The following is an 18,004-nucleotide window of genomic DNA, read 5'->3' as shown; positions in this document are numbered from 1 at the left end:
CCACGTCGCGACCCTTCACCCCCCTGGAGCACCCACCCGCCCAGTCGTGACGGACTCTACTTTATCGGGTGCATTTTGCCCACACAAGCCTGCCTTTGACCTTACGGCGTCCATGACGCCATTTTGTCAAAGATCTAAGGGAGCGCCCAAGGGGCCATCTTTTCGCACCGGGAACACCGCACCCGGCATCACCTCCAATCCTCGCCGTTCTTCTTGGCTTCGCGACAGACCAAATCACCCCTCTTTGGGATTCACTCTTCAAACAACCTAACGCCCCACATCAAAAGCTTGCCTTCGAATTCCGGACATCCTATAAGCTCAAAGAGATTCATGGGGGTAGGGCACCGGCGCAAGGGAAATCCCACGAACGCTGAACGAGGCCACAAGGTGCGGAAAGGATAAGCTGAAATGCCGCCTTGTCAAAAAGGCTCACAACCTGGGTTCCCATGATCGAGCACCGTTGCGAAAAAGTTCTTGTGGTCATGCCGGCCCACAATGAAGAGGCGGCGGTCGGCGCTGTTGTCCGCGGTGTTCTCGCCCAGAAAATCGCCGATGTGCTCGTGGTGGACGACAAGAGCCACGATGCAACCGCCGAGGCGGCCCGAAGGGCCGGGGCCCGCGTCTTTCGACTTCCCATTCATCTGGGAGCGTGGGGCGCCATGCAAACCGGGTTGCGGTACGCGCTGCGTCACGGCTATCGATATGTGGTGACCATGGATGCGGACGGCCAACACCTGCCGTCGACCCTTCCCCATCTTCTAAGCCCGGTGATGGCGGGTCGAGCGGATGTGGCGGTGGGCTCATGCGTGGAGAGGGTCTCTCAGGCTCGCCGTTTGGCCTGGAGAGTGCTCCGGCGTCTTTCCGGCTTGGGAATCGAGGATCTCACGTCGGGCTTTCGAGCTTACAACCAAAAGGCTTTGGAAATCCTTGCCAGTCCGGCGGCCACTCTGCTGGATTATCAGGACATGGGGGTTTTTCTTCTTCTTTCCAAAATGGGCTGTTCGGTTCTTGAAGTGGATGTTCCCATGCAGACGCGCCTTAACGGGCATTCTCGAATTTTCAACACATGGGGATGCGTTTTGTGGTATCTGCTCTACTCTGGAACCCTATGCATGTCCAAAACCCGGCATTTTTCCCTTTTCACATCTAACGGACGCTATACCCCATGAACTATCGAGTGGCTTCCGCCTTGATCGGATTGGGTCTTTCGGCGGTGATTCTGCTCTTGATTCGGCGGGATCGCCTCCACGTGCGCTATGCGCTCTGGTGGATTGGCGTCGCCGCCGCCACGGCCGTTCTCGGTCTCGTGCCCCAGATTATCGACGTCCTCGGAAAGCGCCTGGGCATTCACTACCCACCTGTGCTTTTGCTGGTGGTGGCCTTGGGCCTTCTGCTCGTCAAAACCCTCACCATGGACATTGAGCGAACACGTCTAGAACAAAAGATTCGACGTCTTGCCCAGGAAATGGCCATGCATCAAAAGGACATGGGTCCCCAGCTTTCCGACCCGTGCACGGCCTCCGCCTGCGGTCCGAAGACAAACAAAGAAACTGAGATAAACAAACAAACCGATCCATGAAGACAGCGGCCCACCCAAACTTTTTCAAACAGCCAGTGTGGTCCGCCGTAGTCTTTGATGGAGATGCGAATGGATTTGAGAGGCGCGCAGGATGCCTGGCCTGCCCCAAGAATCGGATCTTCCATCGATCCCATCTGAAGAATGAATACGCACCCAAGAGCCCTCTAAGGATAGGACCTCATCCCTAGTGCATGCGCCACGTAACAACCCTTAGCAGCGTGTGTAAGAACGCCTTCGGTACGAGCGGCGCAAGCCGCGATTCTTCATCGCGCCTCTCGGCGCTCCTACAGCCTCAAGCGAAGAACGCGGCCACACCATTGCCAGACAAGCTCCTAACGAAGCCGTCCGGGAACTCGTTTTCGCTCCATGGCGATCTAGCAATTTCACCTAGTTCGGGGGCAGAAACTGGCCAGAATCGGCATTGTCAGACAGGCTCCTAACGAGATCGTCCGAGAATGCCGATTTTGGCCCATTTGGGCTTCGTAACCATATGAAATTGCTGCAGCCCCATGGAGCAAAAGCACGTTTTCGGACGGCCTCCTAACAAGTCCGTCCGAGAATGCCTTCCGATGGCGGATGCACAGGCTGGCTTGGTCGAGCGGACAGCGTGTGTCCTCGCGGTCCGAGAATTCGCGGACGGCCAGAAGGCTGTCCCGTCCAAAGTACGGTCGCGGGAATACCGGCTCGTCACACAAGAGGTCTCGGATCGCCTTCGCAGACGAGCTTTTGGCCAAATGTAAAAGCGCGTATTCATTCACACTATTTTAAAAGAGTTTTGAGGATGGACAATCTTTTCATGAAAAACGCTCTTTTTTCTTGACTCGGTCTTATTCTTCAGTAAATTGAAAATCGTTCAGGTGCTTGTTCCAAGCTTAAAAGGGAACCCCGTGAAAATCGGGGACGGGCCCGCCGCTGTAATCGGGGACGAAGGCTGCGATAGGTCACTGTCCGTAGGATGGGAAGACGCAGCCGGTAGGATGATCCGAAAGTCAGAAGACCTGCCTGAACACAAAGGCCGACGGCTTCGCGGATAAGGTCGTGCCCTATTAGTTCATCTGCGGATAAAAAAGGGACATCCCGGATCGAATTTCATCGATCCGGGATTTTTTTATGGGCTTCCCTTTTAAGGGCAAGCGCTGAAACAAAGGGAAAATGGAATGCTGATTGTTGCCGGAGCCCAGCTTCCCAGGGCCGTATACGAAAAAAACATGGATACGAGCACTGCAGGAAGGCACAATTGCGCTCCCCGCATGTCTCATTCCTTCAAATACGGAGGTGTCACCTCCCTAATGGTCACCCGACCCCGGCACCGTTGGAGCGAACACCCTCAAAAAAGCTTTTGCATTCAGAGCCAAACGTTATTAGGGCGCAACAGACCGGCGCACAGCCACCTTGGCTTCATCGGTGTTCTCGCGGCCTGGCCAACCCACTGTGTCCTCTATTCCCTTGTCCCTAAGAGAAAAAAACTTTTTAGCCCGTTTAAGCTTTCAAGGGAGGATTCCGCCAGGGGCCGCTTGAGTTTTGGTTCTTTACCTCAAGGAGAGAACAGACAAAGAGGTTTTGCACGGTCTCATCATGGTTTACCGGCCATGTGCCTCAGGAATTGGACGCTGCAACGCCTGAGGGATTTCAACGATTCTCCTAAGGACGGCAACCATCTGTGGTCACAGGGGATCTTTTGTCCATCCTAAAAATTTTGAACCACCTGAGGCCGCATACTGGGGCGAGGGCAACAGCGATGGACCATTCGCGGGATGTGCCAGACTGATGGGCGAGCATAGCGCTCAGCATACGAACGACACCTCGGGGAGATAAATAGGCCTTGTGTGCCCTTGGGTATGAGAATGAAAAAAAACGGCTCTGTTGCTTTTGCGGCATGTTGCGCCCTAGGCTCAGTGGATAAACGATGCTGCTTTTAAGCCACAGTTTATTAAAAGTCGCCGCCGTTCTCTATTTTTTTAGTTGCTGGGCATCGATAGTATTTCCACGGCGATGCTGGTATGCACTGCTCTTGGTGCCCGCCCTTGCGACCAACGCCGCCGCCGTGGTTCTGCGCTATTATCTCGCTTGGCCCATGTTGCCAATGTACCTTACCCCTGTCGCTTTGCCGTTTTTACTCGGCACTATGGGGGTTTTCGCCGGAAAACAAGATCCAAGCGGCGAGATTCGGCGTGGCCTTTTGGCTTTGTCGTTGGGTACGGCCCTGGTAGCGGTACTTTTCCCAAAGGATTTTTATCTGCCTTTCGTTAAGTCGCAGGGCCTTTGGCCCCACCTATTCCTCATTTTTGGGGCATTAGGCCGGACGTGTTTCCTCATCTCTGCAGCCTGGGCTTTGCTGAGCTTGTTTTCCACGGCTCAGGCCAAATCCCAACGACCAACGCTCAATGATCACCATTACTTTCGATGGGCCGTGTGGGGTTTTGCTTTCTGGACCCTTTCCATGTTTGCTGGCGAGCTGTGGGCTTATCGGGGTTGGGGCACGCCGGTGGTATGGGATGATCCGGCCATCACTGTGGGGATAGCCACCTGGTTTTTTTATGTCTGTCTGCTGCACCTGAAATTAACCGGCACCTGGACTCTTCGCAGCCGAACGAAGTTCGCCGCGCTGGGCGCTCTCGTGGTTTTGGGCCTGAACTATCTCCCGGAATTGGGACCGTTTCGATGGCTTTGGTAATTATGGATAGAATTTTCCGAACCCTCTGGCACCAGGCCCGCAGTGTCCGCTTGACCGTTGTTCTGTGCCTGCTTTTGTCGGCCGACTTGGCTTGGGGCTATTTCTGCTTGAGAGGCCGTAGCCCCCTTTTCGCGCCATTGAACGATGTGGGCCTCGCGGTCTGGATCGACACTTACGGTCGCCATAATTTGATGCACACGGCGTGGTTTTTCATCCTGTTGGGACTCATGGCCCTTCTCAGCGTGAACACATTTGTCTGCACCACCGACCGCTTGGTGGCTCTGTTGGCCCGGGGATCGCAGATGGGCACAAGCCAGCTGTTTTACAGGCTGGCCCCTCACCTGATGCACTATGCCCTGATCCTCATCCTGGTCGGGTACTTGTCGAGCTACCTGTTCGCCCGCGTATTGGAGACACGCACCCTGGTGCCCGGTGGGTCCATGACATTGCCAAGCACAACGGTTCGGGTTGTTTTCACGGATTTTCATCCCTTGTATTACCAAGGTGAAAGACTGCCGACATTCACTAACCGCGTGCTCAAACCGAGAGCGCATCTGAAGATCATCAAAGACGGGCAAGCGTATGAAAGGGTTTTGTGTTTGAACCAGCCGGTCTGGATCAGTGGGTATGGCATTTTTCTCAAGGACTTTGCTCCTGAGACACAAAGCGCTGGCTTTGGAATGCGACATCGCATCGACGTCAGCCTTCGCAAGGACCCCGGCGTTCGCTTGTATCTGGCCGGGATTGTGCTCTTCACCTTCGGGCTTGGGGTTTACCTGGCAGAATGGGTGTTTATAAGGACAAAAGCTCACGTCGTCTAGCGCCCGGCGATACTCGAATATGAAATGGAATCTCAGAGGAAGACCATGCTTAATAAAATCATTTGGAGAAAGACAGCGTTGATGATCGTGCCAGCCCTGCTCCTTTTCTGCGGATGTCGGAATTCCGCCGACAATGAGCATCGATCGTTTCTCCAGATCGGTGAATTCACCATCAACCGCATATCTGAAGTGCGCACCGAGGTGCGCGACGGAGCCGGCCGCACTCTGGTGTTGGTGCCCCGTGATGCGCCAACGCCCAAGGACGTGGCACCCCAGCGGTTGGTACGCACGCCGGTTCAACGCGTCGTGGCCTACGGCTTTTTCGACGTGTCCACCCTGCGGGCGCTCGGGGTTTTGGAAGATGTGCTTGTGGGAGTGACCCATCCGGCCGAAGGCTGGTTCATTCCTGAAGTTCGTCAAGGCATGGCCCAAGGCAAAATCGCCTATCTGGGCGACAGCACCAGTATCGATTTCGAGCGCCTCAAGCAGCAACAACCCGAATTGGTGCTCACCTGGGACCCAGCCATCATTCCCATGCTTGACACCCTGAACATCCCCTGCGTTATCACCTCCACCCCCACCGCCATGTGCCTCAATGCGCGCATGCGCTTCGTGCAATTTTTGGCACCCTTTTTCGGGAAAGAAAAGGAAGCCGACGCTTATTTCCAAAGGATCAACAACGCCTTGATGGCCATCCGCGAGCGCACTGTCGGGGCAGGACTGATGCCAAAGGTGATGTGGGGGGACATTTACGAAAAACGCGTGCTGGTTGAGCCGGGCAACGCCTGGGTAGGTGAGCTGGTGGGGCTTTTGACGAGCGATTACTTGTTCGACGATGTTTACGGCACTTCCTGTATCGAAATTGCGGTGGAGCGTTTTCTCTACAGCGGTGAACAGGCGGACATACTTTTCACTTACCGCGACAGGAACAGTGGCGCCACCTCCAAAGCGGCCTTGGCGCGTATTAATCCTTTGCTGAAAAATATCCGGCCTTTTACCCATGGCAAGGTCTATGCCCCTCTGCCCCATTATTATCAATCGGGCGATCGGCTGGATGAAATTCTCACCGAAATCGCCGCCATTCTTCACCCCGAAGTTTATCCCGGTTATCAGTACCGTTATTTTGTGGAGTTGCCCGACACGGATACTGTACCTTCTGGAGCCGGATCATGATCGACGCGTTGCCAACAACCGCCATAACGACTCCCATAGCCCTGCGCCGCCCGGCCATCGTTTTCGTTACCCTTGCCGGGTTGACCTTGGCCTTCATTCTGCTCAACATCGCCATCGGCTCGGTTTCCTTTTCACCATCTGAGATCTGGCAGGCCGTGGTCCATCCGAAGACCACCGCCACCACAGGTGAAATTATCTGGAAAATCCGCATACCCAGGGCCATCGCCGCCGTATTGGGTGGCGCTTACTTGGCGGTTTCGGGACTGCTGCTTCAGGTCTACTTCCGCAACCCCATCGTCGGCCCCTTCGTTCTGGGCATCTCCTCGGGCGCCACGTTGATGGTCTCCTTTGTCATGCTCACCTCCCTGACCTTGGGCATGACTGTGCTCTCTCCCTTCATGACCACTATCGCCGCGTTTGTCGGCGCCTACGGTGTGATGATGATCGTGGTGGCTGTCGCCTCCCGCGTAAGGAGCGGCATCACGCTGCTGATTGTGGGCCTGATGATGGGGTACCTGTGCGGCGCGGCCACTGCCGTGCTCACAGCCCTAGCCGAAAAAGAAAGGATCAAAGGCTTCGTGCTCTGGCAGTTGGGCAGCTTCTCAGGGTTCAAATGGAGCGAGATCAGCGTCCTCATGATCTTCGGCGGTGTGGTTCTCGTGGCGATCTACCTGCTCAGCAAGCCCCTGAATGCTCTGCTGCTCGGCGAAAGCTACGCAGCCTCCATGGGGGTCAACATACGCCGCTTCCGAATCCTGATTCTGTTCTGCGCCTGCGCACTGGCCGGCATGATCACATCCGTGGCAGGGCCCGTGGCCTTCATCGGGCTGGCCGTGCCTCACATGGCGCGCCTAATCTTTCAAACCTCGGATAATCGCCTTCTCATTCCCGGGGTCTGCCTGCTCGGCGCGGTGGTCACCAGCCTGTGCGACTTAATCGCTCGCATGCTGCTCTCGCCCGTGGAGCTACCCTTGTCGGCCATCACCGCATTTTTCGGAGCGCCCATTGTCATCGGCCTGCTCCTCAAGCGCCGGGTGGAAATGTAAGACGGGAAAATCAAGGGAAATTTGGCATGAGCAACCACCTTGAGCAACAAAAGGAGCCGGAGAAGCGATCAGAGGTCCTCTGCTGCCAGAACCTGACTGTGGGTTACAAAGACAAACCGGTGCTCAGCGGGGTCAATCTGAGCCTTCAAGCTGGGCATTTCGTCACTTTACTGGGCCCCAACGGCGCGGGCAAGACTACCCTGCTGCGCACCCTGTCGCGCCACCTCGCCCCTTTAGCAGGCAGCATCCACATTCACGGACGACCTTTACGCGCCATGACGTCCACCGAGTTGGCCCAGGTGATGGCCGTGGTGCTGACTGACAAAGTGGCTCCGCCGCTTCTCTCTGTCTACGCATTCGTGGCTTTGGGACGTTACCCTTACACCGATTTTCTTGGACGCCTCGGGCCAAATGATCACGCGGCCGTGCAATCCGCCCTTGCTGCGGTCCGTGCCGAAGGGTTGGCCGGGCGAATCTTCACCGATCTGAGTGATGGCGAGCGTCAGAAGGTTTTGGTTGCCCGTGCTTTGGCCCAAGAGCCGCAGCTTTTGTTGTTAGACGAGCCCACCTTGCACCTGGATTTGAAACATCGTTTGGAGGTCATGGCCATCCTGCGCGACCTTTGCCGCAGACGCAGAATTACCGTGTTGGCCTCATTGCATGACGTGGACGTGGCCGCCAAGGTCTCCGATCGAGTGGCCTTGATCAAGGATGGAGGCCTATGGGCCTGGGGGCCGCCCGAACAGATTCTTACTGACACTTGTGTGGCCGCTCTTTACGATTTCGAGGGCGCCGTTTTCAGCCGCCATCTGGGCAGCATTGAAATCCGCGGTGACGGCAGTCGCGGTCGAGCTTTTGTGGTGGCTGGGATGGGCAGCGGTGCCCAGGTGTTCCGCCTGCTGGCCAAGCGCGGTTTTGCTATCGCCACGGGCGTGCTCCACACCAACGACCTGGACTACTTCGTCGCCCGCTCACTGGGGGCAGAATGCGCAGCCCAGGCCCCTACACCATCAATCGATCATCGAAGCCTTGAGGCCGCCAAGCAGCTATTGGAACGCTCCGATGTCGTGATCGACTGTGGATTCGAGGTAGGGCCCATCAATCAGGCCAACCTGGCCCTGGTACAACTAGCCGTGCGCTCGGGGAAAACCGTGTTCAGCTTGCGCAGCAACGGGCTGGGCGTGCCGGAGGAAGAGCGAGGGGGGTCCAGGTGTGTTCGCTGCCAGAGCCCCGGTCAGTTAGTGGATCTATTGGATTCCTACCTTACGGTGAAAGGCAATGGGCCGCAAACTGTCCAATCAAAGACATGGACATTGCCGTGAAAAACGAAGACAGCTGTGATGGCACAGATGCCGTCTACCAATTTTTATCATCATGACCGTGGGATGATGGCAACGGGCAAGACCTTGCGGGGGACATCACCTTTTGCCGTCAAGGTTGAGATTGCCGCCCCCAACAAGTCGATCTCTTCTCACGGCAGAACATTCTGGACAAGCTCCGGAAAGCCATCCATCGCTGGATGTGGAAGGCCGGCAACAAAAATTAGAAGGCGCTGCGCACCGCCTGTTTGGCAATGCAAGGGGAGATCCTGGTCGATAATGAGCCGTGGACGAATATTCGTGGCTGCATCGATCATGACCAAGAGTTTGCCGGAAGAAAGTTGATTTCGTGAAAACGCGTCCCTTATTGACCTGCCTGCTCGTGTTGTTTTTGCCGCCACTGGCGATTGGTGCCCAGGAGAGCACGCTTCCACATAACGATAAGGGCGATACAATTGTGCTCACCGCTGAAGAGATCCGCGCCATGAAGGCTCTAAAGATGCCCGATGTGCTCAACCACGTCCCCGGGGTCAAGGCTGGGGATTCCTCGGTGAGCATCCACGGTTCCCTCAAAGTCAAGGTGTTTGTGGACGGTCGGCCCATCAATGATCCCACCTCCACACACGGTGGTGTGAATTGGGATCTGGTCTTCCCTGACGAGGTGGAAAGGATCGAAATCTTGAGGGGCAAGGGCGGCCTCGCCTACGGTCAAGACGCCAGCGGCGGGATCATCCTGATCACCACTCGGCGAAAGCGCCAAGTTTCCGGAAAGGTGAAGACCTATGCGGGCAATTTCGGCACGCACAGTGTCAACGCTTCAACAGGCATCTCCTTCGGCAAGGTGAGCGGCGGCGTCAACGGCGGTTATGAAGGCACGGACGGCTATCATGTCAACAATGATAAGAAGCGCTGGCAGACCGGAATCAAGGTCGACTACGCACCCCATGAGAGCACCAATGGCTTTGGTTTTTCAGCCGATATGCTGCATGACGAGCGGGGATTGCCGGGACAGCCCAAATATTCCACCCCCTTTTCCCGCAAGGAGAGCCGTAATGCGGCCTTGGCCCTGCGGGCCGAGCTGTGGCGATGGACGACTCAGACGGCCTACAATGAGGGTTACACCCACAACACCGACAAGAGTATGGGCTTGGATAGAACTCTGCGAGTCTCCAAAATCGGGCAGGACCTATCCACGACCTTCAAGACCAGCAAACGGGGTCATCTCATCTGCGGGGCCGCCTTTTCATGGGACCGGGCCGAAGGGGATTCATTTGACGATCAGCAGGAATATGGGGCCTCGTTGTTTGCGGCCCAAACGCTCGCTTGGCCAGAAGTGTCCACCACCCTGACCGCTGGATTGCGAGGCAATTATCATTCAGTATTTGACAACACTCTGAATCCAGAGATCAAGGCGGTTTACAAGAAACCAACCTGGCGGCTGACCGGGTCCTATAGCCGCACGCAAAACATTCCCTCCTTTTATCAACGCTATAACGAAACCAGTTCAACCCGGCCCAATCCAAACCTTACCATGGAAAAAGCCGACAATTTTAGCCTAGCCTTTTCCGCCACGCCTCACAAGGCCTTTTCCTTTAGTTTAACTGGATTCTTCAACCTATTGAGCGACCGCATCACCTATGTGACGGGCGGTAAAGGTATCGGTTGGTACCAGAACTTCGGAAAAGTCATTTATGTGGGGTGGGATGGGGCCTTCAGCCTCAAGATGACGGAAACACTCGAGTTCAAAGGCGCCTATACCTATCTGGAAGCCAAGGACAAGGACACCGGACTCTGGATTCCTGGCAAAGCCCGGCACACCTCCAATCTCACCCTTTTGTGGCATCCCTTCTCGCCCCTTTCCCTGGTGGCGGTGGGAACGTACTCATCCACAGTCTATCGCAATAAGGCCAACACCAAGACCGTCCCAGACTATGTGATCGCCGACCTGCGGGCCGAGTACGCGTTCAAGCGGTGGAGCCTCTTTGCAGAGGTCAAAAACATCTTCGATAAAACCTATTACTATGCCGACGGCCTTCTGGCCCCGCCCCTGACATGGCTGGTCGGGCTCGAATGGAAGATCTAGGATGCACGGAACGCTCTTTCTCCTTTCGGCCGTCGTCGGCCAGAAAACCTTCAAGCACAGCTTGCTGCTCAATGTCATTGTCTTTCCCATGGGTGGCGTCTTGGAGTGCGGGCAAAAACGAGCTTTTCGCGATGTGTGTGCACCATGCGCCTGGAAAAGTAAAGGGCGTGATTCTTATAGCGGAGAAATGAGCAAAAGCGAGGGATAGAGGGTGCTGGTGGAAAAACCTTACGACGGATTGGAAATTCATCGCGAAGATAAAATGATCTACGCCAAATTCACGGCAGCGCACTGGGTTCTCTCCACCTGCCGAGCCGCGGGCGGCCTACGCCATGATCTGAAATACGTTTACAATCATCAGAGCTGTGAACCGAGCGGCCACTACCACAAGCACGCCGCCAGGCTCTGGCATGACCCAGGGGCCTATCGACAACACATCTGCAATGCTTACGGGCTTCCAGCCGAGGCCTGCGCCACCATGGGCACGGCCGCCAACATGCACCACGCTGCCTTTGCTCAGGAAGGATTCCGCGGCCTGCTGGTCGCGGTGGTGTGCACCGGCGGCGTGGAAGCCAATGCCGGTCGGGCCGGTGATCCCGCCTCCGTATTTGAGACTCCCGACGGGTTTGAAAAATTGCCGCCGGCTGAAGATGTGCCCCGGCCCGGCACCATCAACACCATGATCTTCATCAACCATCCCCTGATTCCCGGGGCCATGGTACAGGCCATCATGACCGCCACAGAAGCCAAGACCGCGGCCCTCCAGGAGCTGGCTGTCAATTCGCGCTACTCCGATGGTCCAGCCACTGGCACGGGCACGGATCAAATTGTCCTGGCAGCCAAGCAGACGGACGCCAAGCCGCTGACCGGCGCTGGGAAGCACGTGAAGCTGGGGGAACTCATTGGCCGCACCGTACTGGCTGCGGTCAAAGAGGCCCTCGCCAATCAGAACCGCCTGACGCCGGCTGGTCAATGTTCAGCCAAGATTCACTTGGAGCGCTTCGGGATCAACCGCTCAGGTATGATTGCGGCGATTTGCCGCCATCTGAGCCCGGATCAAGCCACGTTGCTGCGCCACAACTTCACCGTTATCGAGCGCGATCCGCTTACCGTGGCCGCGGTAGCGGCCATAGCGCACCTGAAGGATAAGTTCGCCTGGGGGATTTTACCCGCCGCCTGCTGGAACGAGGTCATGGCCAATTACGCTGCCCAGATCGCCTGCGCCGTGTGCGGCGATTTCAACAAATTGGGCGATTTCCGACAAACTTTGGCTCCAGCTAAGACAGACATAAACAACAAAGCCTTTGTGGACTTGGTCTGCCGCGCAATAGCCTTGGGTTTCAGCCACAAATGGGTGCATTTTTGCGATTCCATATAAAAAACCAACCATGAAAACTTTTCAAGCTAGAAAGTACAGTTCGTAAAACAGTGAGCATATATATGAGGACATTGGGTTGTCGACAACATAGGTGTATCACAAGGGGCTGTTTAATTCCATAACCACTGTGATGGAGGAAAGAGATGAAGACAATGGTATGGAACCGTTTGTTAGTTTTTATGATGATATCAACTGTGATGGGCGTTTCAGTGAAGACGTCCGAGGCCGAGGATGTCTATAAGATCCAGACCATGGAGGATGTGGTGGTCACGGCCACCCGCACGACTGAAAGGATCATGGACGTGCCGGTGACCATGGAAGTGATCACTCGGGAAAAGATTGAAATGTCCGGTGCCACCCACGTGGGAGATTTGATCGGAAAATACATTACCGGCCATTACCATAAGTACAACGGCCTTCTGAGCCCTGTGGGGCTGCGTGGTTTTCGAACCGATGCCCACGGCGATGATGTCAAGGGCCATGTCCTGATTCTGGTGGATGGCCACCGTATTGGCACGGGTAATGCCGCCAAGCTGAATGTGGATCGCATTGAACGCATTGAGGTGATCAAAGGTCCGGCCTCGGCACTCTATGGTTCGGCGGCCATGGGTGGTGTCATCAACCTGATTACGCGCAAAGGTCAAGGAAAGCCTTCGTTGACCTTAAGCGGGGACTACGGGAGCTTTAATTACTACAAAGGCCGAGTGTCCGGGGAAGGTGAGGTCAATGAGCGGTTTCGTTTTCATGCCGTGACCTCCTACGAAGATGTCGACGACTATGACGATCCCAAATTCGGAACTGTATACAACACATGGGAAACCAAAAAAAACTTTGGCATGAATCTGAGTTATGCCTTAACGTCGAATCATGAACTGCGTCTCGGCGGCAACTACGCCGATCTGACGGGTGGGTATCCGAGCTGGGCCAACTTCATGACGTACGGAGGCTACGTTAAGAGTGCCCGCCAAAATTACGACAAAAGCCACGGCTATGCAGACCTCGAGTATAATGGGGACTTCTTTGACAAGGCGGTTCACTGGCGTGCCTTAGGGTATCATTTGTGGGACCGCAACCATTGGAATTACGGCTCGCCTGATCCAGAATCCGACCAAACGAAATATACCGATACGACCTGGGGAACCGACCACCAGTTCACCTGGAACACGGCCCCGTGGAATACGCTGGTCTTCGGGCTCAATTTGGAAAAACTGGAAAAGGAATCTAGTGGTGTTTCCGGCGGCCAGCCTGCCGCTCCTTTTACGCCAGGCATGGAATACAACTCTCAGGCCTATTTTCTCCAAGATGCCCTGGATGTGTGGAACAACCGCGTGAACATTGTCGGCGCCGTCCGCTATGACCGCTTTGAACTGACCACTCGCAAACCCAAAACGGGGACCTTTGCTTCTTTTGTTGAAAAGGACGAAGCCTACAACCACACATCTCCCAAATTGGGCATCGGAATCAAGTTCCTTGATGAACTGCTGCGAGTCAGAGGCAACGTGGGGCAAGGCTTCAAATCGCCCTCGGCCGACCAACTTTCAGCACAATATAAAACCAACACCAACGTCACCTATGTGGGCAACCCAGACCTCGACCCGGAAACTAGCCTGACTTACGAGATCGGCTTTGATATTTTCCACGATCTCTTGACTTTCAGAACGGCTTACTTCCATACGGATTACAAAGACAAGATCGTGCAAACAACCACCACGCTTAACGGTCAACGCGCTGTCACTTGGCGAAACAGTGGAGACGCAAAGATCGCCGGATTCGACTTGAATCTGGCGTGGGCGATGGGTCGAACCTTTCACTGGCCGCTGGGACTCTCACTATGGTCCAATGTCACGTTCAACACCACCAAAAAAGACGAGGAAACAAATAAGGATCTCAAATACATATCTGACTATGAGGTCAAATCCGGGTTGGATTTGCAATACAACGGTTTCAGCGCCCAACTTAGCTATGTGCTGGTGGGACCCCAGATGATCGATAATTGGGACACATGGCCTGCGACGACGGAAAAAAAGGAGAGCTTCAATTTCTGGGATATGACCCTACGGTACCGTTTTGCGAATCATTGGGAAGTGCGTGGCAGTGTCCTGAACCTTTTCAACGACCGCGTGGAATGGGTGCGCGGCTACCTTATGCCTAAGCGCAACTATCTTGTCGGCGTTTCATACACTTTTTAATCGTGAGACGGATGCCCGGCTGACAGGGATTGGCGATGCTGCGACAGCACGTCCCAAGCGCGGCGTATGGGGTAAAACGGCGTGTGGGGATGCCCTGGTGAGCGCGGACCCTCGCACGCCGCTGGCACTAACGGCGGCGTGCGCTCCTCTGAACGCCAGGCATGGAGCCGCTCCCCCATTAAGAGCGGCCATAAGCTTCAGAAAGGGGTCGAATTTTGACCATCCAGCGCCTGCTCAACATTAGCACCCACCCCGGAGAACCAGAGCACCTGTTTCACAACGATTGGGAACAGGCGGGGTCCTTTCTGGTTCAATGGGGGTTTGATGGTTTCGAGCTTTATCCGGTGGGGGATTATCCTTGCGAGCTTATTCCGACAAGGATCGTTACGGGCCTGCACCTGCGCTTTTTCATTATCTTGGCCCCCTTGTGGCGCGGAGATCAACAGCGATTGCTGAAAATTTTTGGAGATTGGCAAACCGTAGAACAATATTACGGCGGCCGAGACGCCGACTGGATCACGACATTCTACCGTCAACAGCTCGAGCTTGCCCGCCACCTGGAGTGCGCCTATGTCGTGTTTCACCCTGTGCACTGCGAGCTGGAATATATTTATGACTGGCGTTTCCCATGGTCGGTCCACGACACTTTGGACATGTGTGCCGAAGTGGTAAATGCAGCCACGACCGGCACGGAGTACAAGGGTTTGATCCTATTTGAAAATCTGTGGTGGCCGGGAAGCTTTCGGCTGGATTCGCCCGAGGAGTACGATTACCTCTTGCAGCGCGTTAACTATCCACGTTGCGGCATCGTTTTGGACACCGGGCATCTGCTCAACAAAAATCCGGCCTTGATGGATGAACGCCAGGCCGTCGATTTTTTACTGCGCTCTATCAAGGACCTTGGTGACACAGCCCGTCATATTCACGCACTGCATCTGAGCAAGAGCCTGTCCGGAAAGTATATCCATAACAGCCTGGGCCTCGTGAATCCGTTTAAAGGGGCAGAAACCTTTTGGCAACGGCTCCACCGTGCCCGAGAGCATGTGGCTCGCATCGACCGACATGAGGCCTTTGAAACACCGCGAATCGCTGCTGTTTTAGAAAAGCTCGACCCAGCTTATGTCGTCTTCGAGTTCACCTTTGACGGGAAGCCACAATGGGAGCAAAAAATAAGAGTCCAGAAAAAAGCCTTAATGCGATATTTATGGCCGAGCACCAACAATTGGTGACAAAGTGCCGGGACCACGGTAAGACACTGACCAAACTCAAATCTCGGTAGCATACCCAAAGCTCACTCAAGCGATTCGCGCGATATGTGTACAATGCACCGGAATCGTTCCATTGAGGGTATGATTTGAGCGCTTTACAAATAGGCGCACCGCCATTGAAATGCCAGTCTGCAGGCTGACAACAATCACCGGGCTAGGACGCCAGCATTATGCGCCATAAAGTTCAAAATAGAATGTGGAAACCTTGGACCCAATCAGGATTGCACCCCACCCAGCTGATCAGTTCCACCATGGGGCCGTGATACTGTATTCTCAGAGAAGTTGGAGTCAGATGAACAAACTCAAAATTTCACTCATTCATCTCGATGTCCACCATGGCCGGCCGGATGTCAACCGGAAGACATTGCTGTCCTTGATCCAACAAAGCGCCGCTGAGGGTGCTCAAGTGATCGTAGCGCCCGAATTGTGTACATCCGGCTACGCCTTCAACAGCCGAGCGGCCATTGCCCCCTTTGTGGAAACCCTGGATGGTCCTACCGTCTCGGCGATTCGCGATCTGGCTCGATCTTTGAGAGTGTATGTCTGTCTCGGGTTAGCTTTAAAAAACGTTCCCAGCGGGGTGTTTACCAACAGCGCCGTGGCCATCGACACCCATGGAGAGATTGTTTGCCGCTACGATAAGATTAACGCCGAAAGCCGCTGGGCGTGTCCTGGTAACCCTCGGCGAGACAACACCTTTCATACGCCTTGGGGCAGAGTCGGAATTCTTATTTGTTCGGATACTTATTATGGGTTGATGCCTCGAGTAACGGCCCTGCGCCATGCCGATTTGCTTCTGGTGCCCGCCAACTGGCCGCCCTCGGGTCTCGATCCGCGCCAGTTGTGGCGGGCGCGGGCCATGGAAAACGGGCTTTATCTGGCGGCGTGCAACCGCACAGGAATGGATCGAAGTATGGATTTGCGGGAGGCGACTTCATGTGTTTACGATCCCATGGGCAGTTGCTTGCTTGAGGGCCGACAGGCAACCTCCCGAATCTTTTATGTGGAAGTCCCTTTGAACAGCCAGGGCCGCTTGGACCCATCCATACGTCAGCGAAAGCTCTTTGAACGACGGCCCGAACAATACCATGATTGTTACTTGAATTTACGACCCATTCGAAACCTGACAGAATTTCTTTCTCTGCCTCAGCCAGGAATGCTGCAGCTTTGCTGCGTCGTGCCTTCTCCCGCAGAAGATCCCGCCGAGGCGCTTTTGCGTCGCCTCGAAAAGGCATCTGTCAAGGATCCGCATTTGTACCTATTGGCGTCGTCGCCTCTTTCGGATAGAGCCTGGGACTTGATGCATCGCGGGGTTGAATCGAAAAAAACCGCCGTGTTGGTCTGCAGCGCAAAGGGTACGAGTCAATTGGTATTCCGCTTCAAATCGGGCAGGGGCCCAACCGTCACGCGTCAAATCGACACAAGGAGTCATTTGGACCCAGAAATTTCCCGCATGGATTTCAACACGGCCCGTTTGCACATGGTTCCGTTTGCGGCTTTGCTTCACCCGGAAACCGCCGTGGCCTCGGCCAAACAAGGTTGCGACCTCATGGTGGCTTATCACGAGACATTCACGCCGGAAGATCGATTGATGGCCGCTGTCCGGACTCTCGAAGGTGTCGCCGTGACTTTGTGCACGCCAAAGGGGGCTGGGATATGGACTCCACCCGAAGGCCACCAGCGTTGGGGCGAGGCCTTGGCCGAATCAGGAGAAATGTGCCACCTTCGGCTGGACACACAGCGGATCCGTGCCAGAAATTTCCAGGACTCCATCGATTTCGAGGTCCTGCTGAGGGGGCACGGCGGTGACTGCTAATTGTGGAAGCGATCTGTCTCTCACGGCACGGGAGTGTCACGAAGTAGGCCATCGTAGCGGACTTTCTTCTGACACCCATCAGCAATCTTGCAGCGGTGGGGCTCGTCCCGGTGCTGATCGGCCAAGCATGACAGCGCCTTCTCAAGATCCTTGTTGATTCTCGAAATCACGTCGGCGGAAAAACTGCTGTTCGACACACCACCCACCATTCTTTTCCGTTGCAACCAGACCCTACGGACTTTACAGGGTACTGGGAAGGTGGAAAGCATTCATAGTGGAGGTTCGACTGTGGTCAATGAAGATCAGCAAAAGTTGTTGCGATACCGATGGCTCATCTTTGCCACGCTCGCTCTCGGTTATCTTTTTGTGTATTTCCATCGCCTCAGCCTTTCCGTGGTGGCGGAAGAGCTGGCCGTGGAATTCGGCACATCCGCCGGATCCTTGGGGTTCTTGGGGTCTGTTTACTTTTATTGTTATGCTTTGATGCAGTTTCCCGCAGGGCTTCTCTCCGATTCCATCGGCCCCCGAAAGGCCGTTTCCGCCTTTACCGTAGTGGCGTCGGTCGGCAGCCTTCTTTTCGGCTTGGCGCCGAATCTGCCCACCGCTTTTGCCGGCCGTTTTCTTGTGGGGCTTGGAGCCGCGATGGTGTTCATACCCA

13 protein-coding genes and 1 riboswitch are annotated in these 18,004 nt (G+C 55.1%); all 13 genes read left to right on the top strand.

The genetic code is table 11. The features are described 5' to 3' along the window. Positions 1 to 446: 446 nt before the first annotated feature. Positions 447 to 1,169 (top strand): glycosyltransferase family 2 protein, encoded by a 723-nt coding sequence (locus ACUVSA_RS10440; protein ID WP_445890988.1) that lies wholly within the window; start codon positions 447 to 449, stop codon positions 1,167 to 1,169. Then, positions 1,166 to 1,579, top strand: a complete 414-nt coding sequence (locus tag ACUVSA_RS10435; RefSeq protein ID WP_445894760.1) for a DUF2304 domain-containing protein — start codon at positions 1,166 to 1,168, stop codon at positions 1,577 to 1,579. Before ACUVSA_RS10440 ends, ACUVSA_RS10435 begins: the two co-directional genes overlap by 4 nt. A gap of 838 nt (positions 1,580 to 2,417) precedes the next feature. Next, positions 2,418 to 2,599: riboswitch (cobalamin riboswitch) on the top strand. Between the two features lie 886 nt (positions 2,600 to 3,485). Further along, a complete protein-coding gene (gene ccsA, locus ACUVSA_RS10430) occupies positions 3,486 to 4,253 on the top strand; it encodes a cytochrome c biogenesis protein CcsA (protein WP_445894759.1) in 768 nt (255 codons plus the stop codon). A 2-nt stretch (positions 4,254 to 4,255) separates the two neighbouring features. Beyond that, positions 4,256 to 5,074: a hypothetical protein gene (locus ACUVSA_RS10425; RefSeq protein ID WP_445890991.1), complete on the top strand. Its 819-nt coding sequence runs from the start codon at positions 4,256 to 4,258 to the stop codon at positions 5,072 to 5,074. 45 nt (positions 5,075 to 5,119) lie between these two features. Further along, entirely contained in the window at positions 5,120 to 6,247 is a 1,128-nt protein-coding gene (locus tag ACUVSA_RS10420) for an ABC transporter substrate-binding protein (RefSeq protein WP_445894758.1), read from the top strand. After that, entirely contained in the window at positions 6,244 to 7,293 is a 1,050-nt protein-coding gene (locus ACUVSA_RS10415) for a FecCD family ABC transporter permease (protein ID WP_445894757.1), read from the top strand. The genes ACUVSA_RS10420 and ACUVSA_RS10415 overlap by 4 nt, the downstream gene beginning before the upstream one ends. A 26-nt stretch (positions 7,294 to 7,319) precedes the next feature. Further along, entirely contained in the window at positions 7,320 to 8,615 is a 1,296-nt protein-coding gene (locus tag ACUVSA_RS10410) for an ABC transporter ATP-binding protein (protein ID WP_445894756.1), read from the top strand. Between the two features lie 346 nt (positions 8,616 to 8,961). Continuing rightward, entirely contained in the window at positions 8,962 to 10,695 is a 1,734-nt protein-coding gene (locus ACUVSA_RS10405) for a TonB-dependent receptor (RefSeq protein WP_445894755.1), read from the top strand. Between the two features lie 211 nt (positions 10,696 to 10,906). Further along, on the top strand, positions 10,907 to 12,073 hold the full coding sequence (locus ACUVSA_RS10400; RefSeq protein WP_445894754.1) for an adenosylcobinamide amidohydrolase: 1,167 nt from the start codon (positions 10,907 to 10,909) through the stop codon (positions 12,071 to 12,073). Between the two features lie 179 nt (positions 12,074 to 12,252). After that, on the top strand, positions 12,253 to 14,262 hold the full coding sequence (locus ACUVSA_RS10395) for a TonB-dependent receptor plug domain-containing protein (RefSeq protein WP_445894753.1): 2,010 nt from the start codon (positions 12,253 to 12,255) through the stop codon (positions 14,260 to 14,262). A gap of 215 nt (positions 14,263 to 14,477) precedes the next feature. Next, entirely contained in the window at positions 14,478 to 15,491 is a 1,014-nt protein-coding gene (locus tag ACUVSA_RS10390) for a TIM barrel protein (protein ID WP_445890998.1), read from the top strand. Between the two features lie 331 nt (positions 15,492 to 15,822). Next, entirely contained in the window at positions 15,823 to 17,346 is a 1,524-nt protein-coding gene (locus tag ACUVSA_RS10385) for a carbon-nitrogen hydrolase family protein (RefSeq protein ID WP_445890999.1), read from the top strand. Between the two features lie 150 nt (positions 17,347 to 17,496). Continuing rightward, positions 17,497 to 18,004: MFS transporter (locus tag ACUVSA_RS10380; protein WP_445894752.1), on the top strand; the 508-nt coding region annotated here is incomplete at its 3' end.

This window comes from Desulfosoma sp. (genome assembly GCF_052743555.1).
The sequence above is the reverse complement of the archived record's forward strand: the minus strand, read 5'-3'. Positions and strand labels throughout refer to the sequence as shown.

What these genes read in the sequence shown, in the direction of transcription:
- ACUVSA_RS10415 (WP_445894757.1), top strand. Translation starts at nt 6,244, where the DNA reads ATGATCGACGCGTTGCCAACAACCGCCATAACGACTCCCATAGCCCTG.
- ACUVSA_RS10420 (WP_445894758.1), top strand. Translation starts at nt 5,120, where the DNA reads ATGCTTAATAAAATCATTTGGAGAAAGACAGCGTTGATGATCGTGCCA.
- ACUVSA_RS10425 (WP_445890991.1), top strand. Translation starts at nt 4,256, where the DNA reads ATGGATAGAATTTTCCGAACCCTCTGGCACCAGGCCCGCAGTGTCCGC.
- ACUVSA_RS10385 (WP_445890999.1), top strand. Translation starts at nt 15,823, where the DNA reads ATGAACAAACTCAAAATTTCACTCATTCATCTCGATGTCCACCATGGC.
- ccsA (WP_445894759.1), top strand. Translation starts at nt 3,486, where the DNA reads ATGCTGCTTTTAAGCCACAGTTTATTAAAAGTCGCCGCCGTTCTCTAT.
- ACUVSA_RS10435 (WP_445894760.1), top strand. Translation starts at nt 1,166, where the DNA reads ATGAACTATCGAGTGGCTTCCGCCTTGATCGGATTGGGTCTTTCGGCG.
- ACUVSA_RS10395 (WP_445894753.1), top strand. Translation starts at nt 12,253, where the DNA reads ATGATGATATCAACTGTGATGGGCGTTTCAGTGAAGACGTCCGAGGCC.
- ACUVSA_RS10440 (WP_445890988.1), top strand. Translation starts at nt 447, where the DNA reads ATGATCGAGCACCGTTGCGAAAAAGTTCTTGTGGTCATGCCGGCCCAC.
- ACUVSA_RS10410 (WP_445894756.1), top strand. Translation starts at nt 7,320, where the DNA reads ATGAGCAACCACCTTGAGCAACAAAAGGAGCCGGAGAAGCGATCAGAG.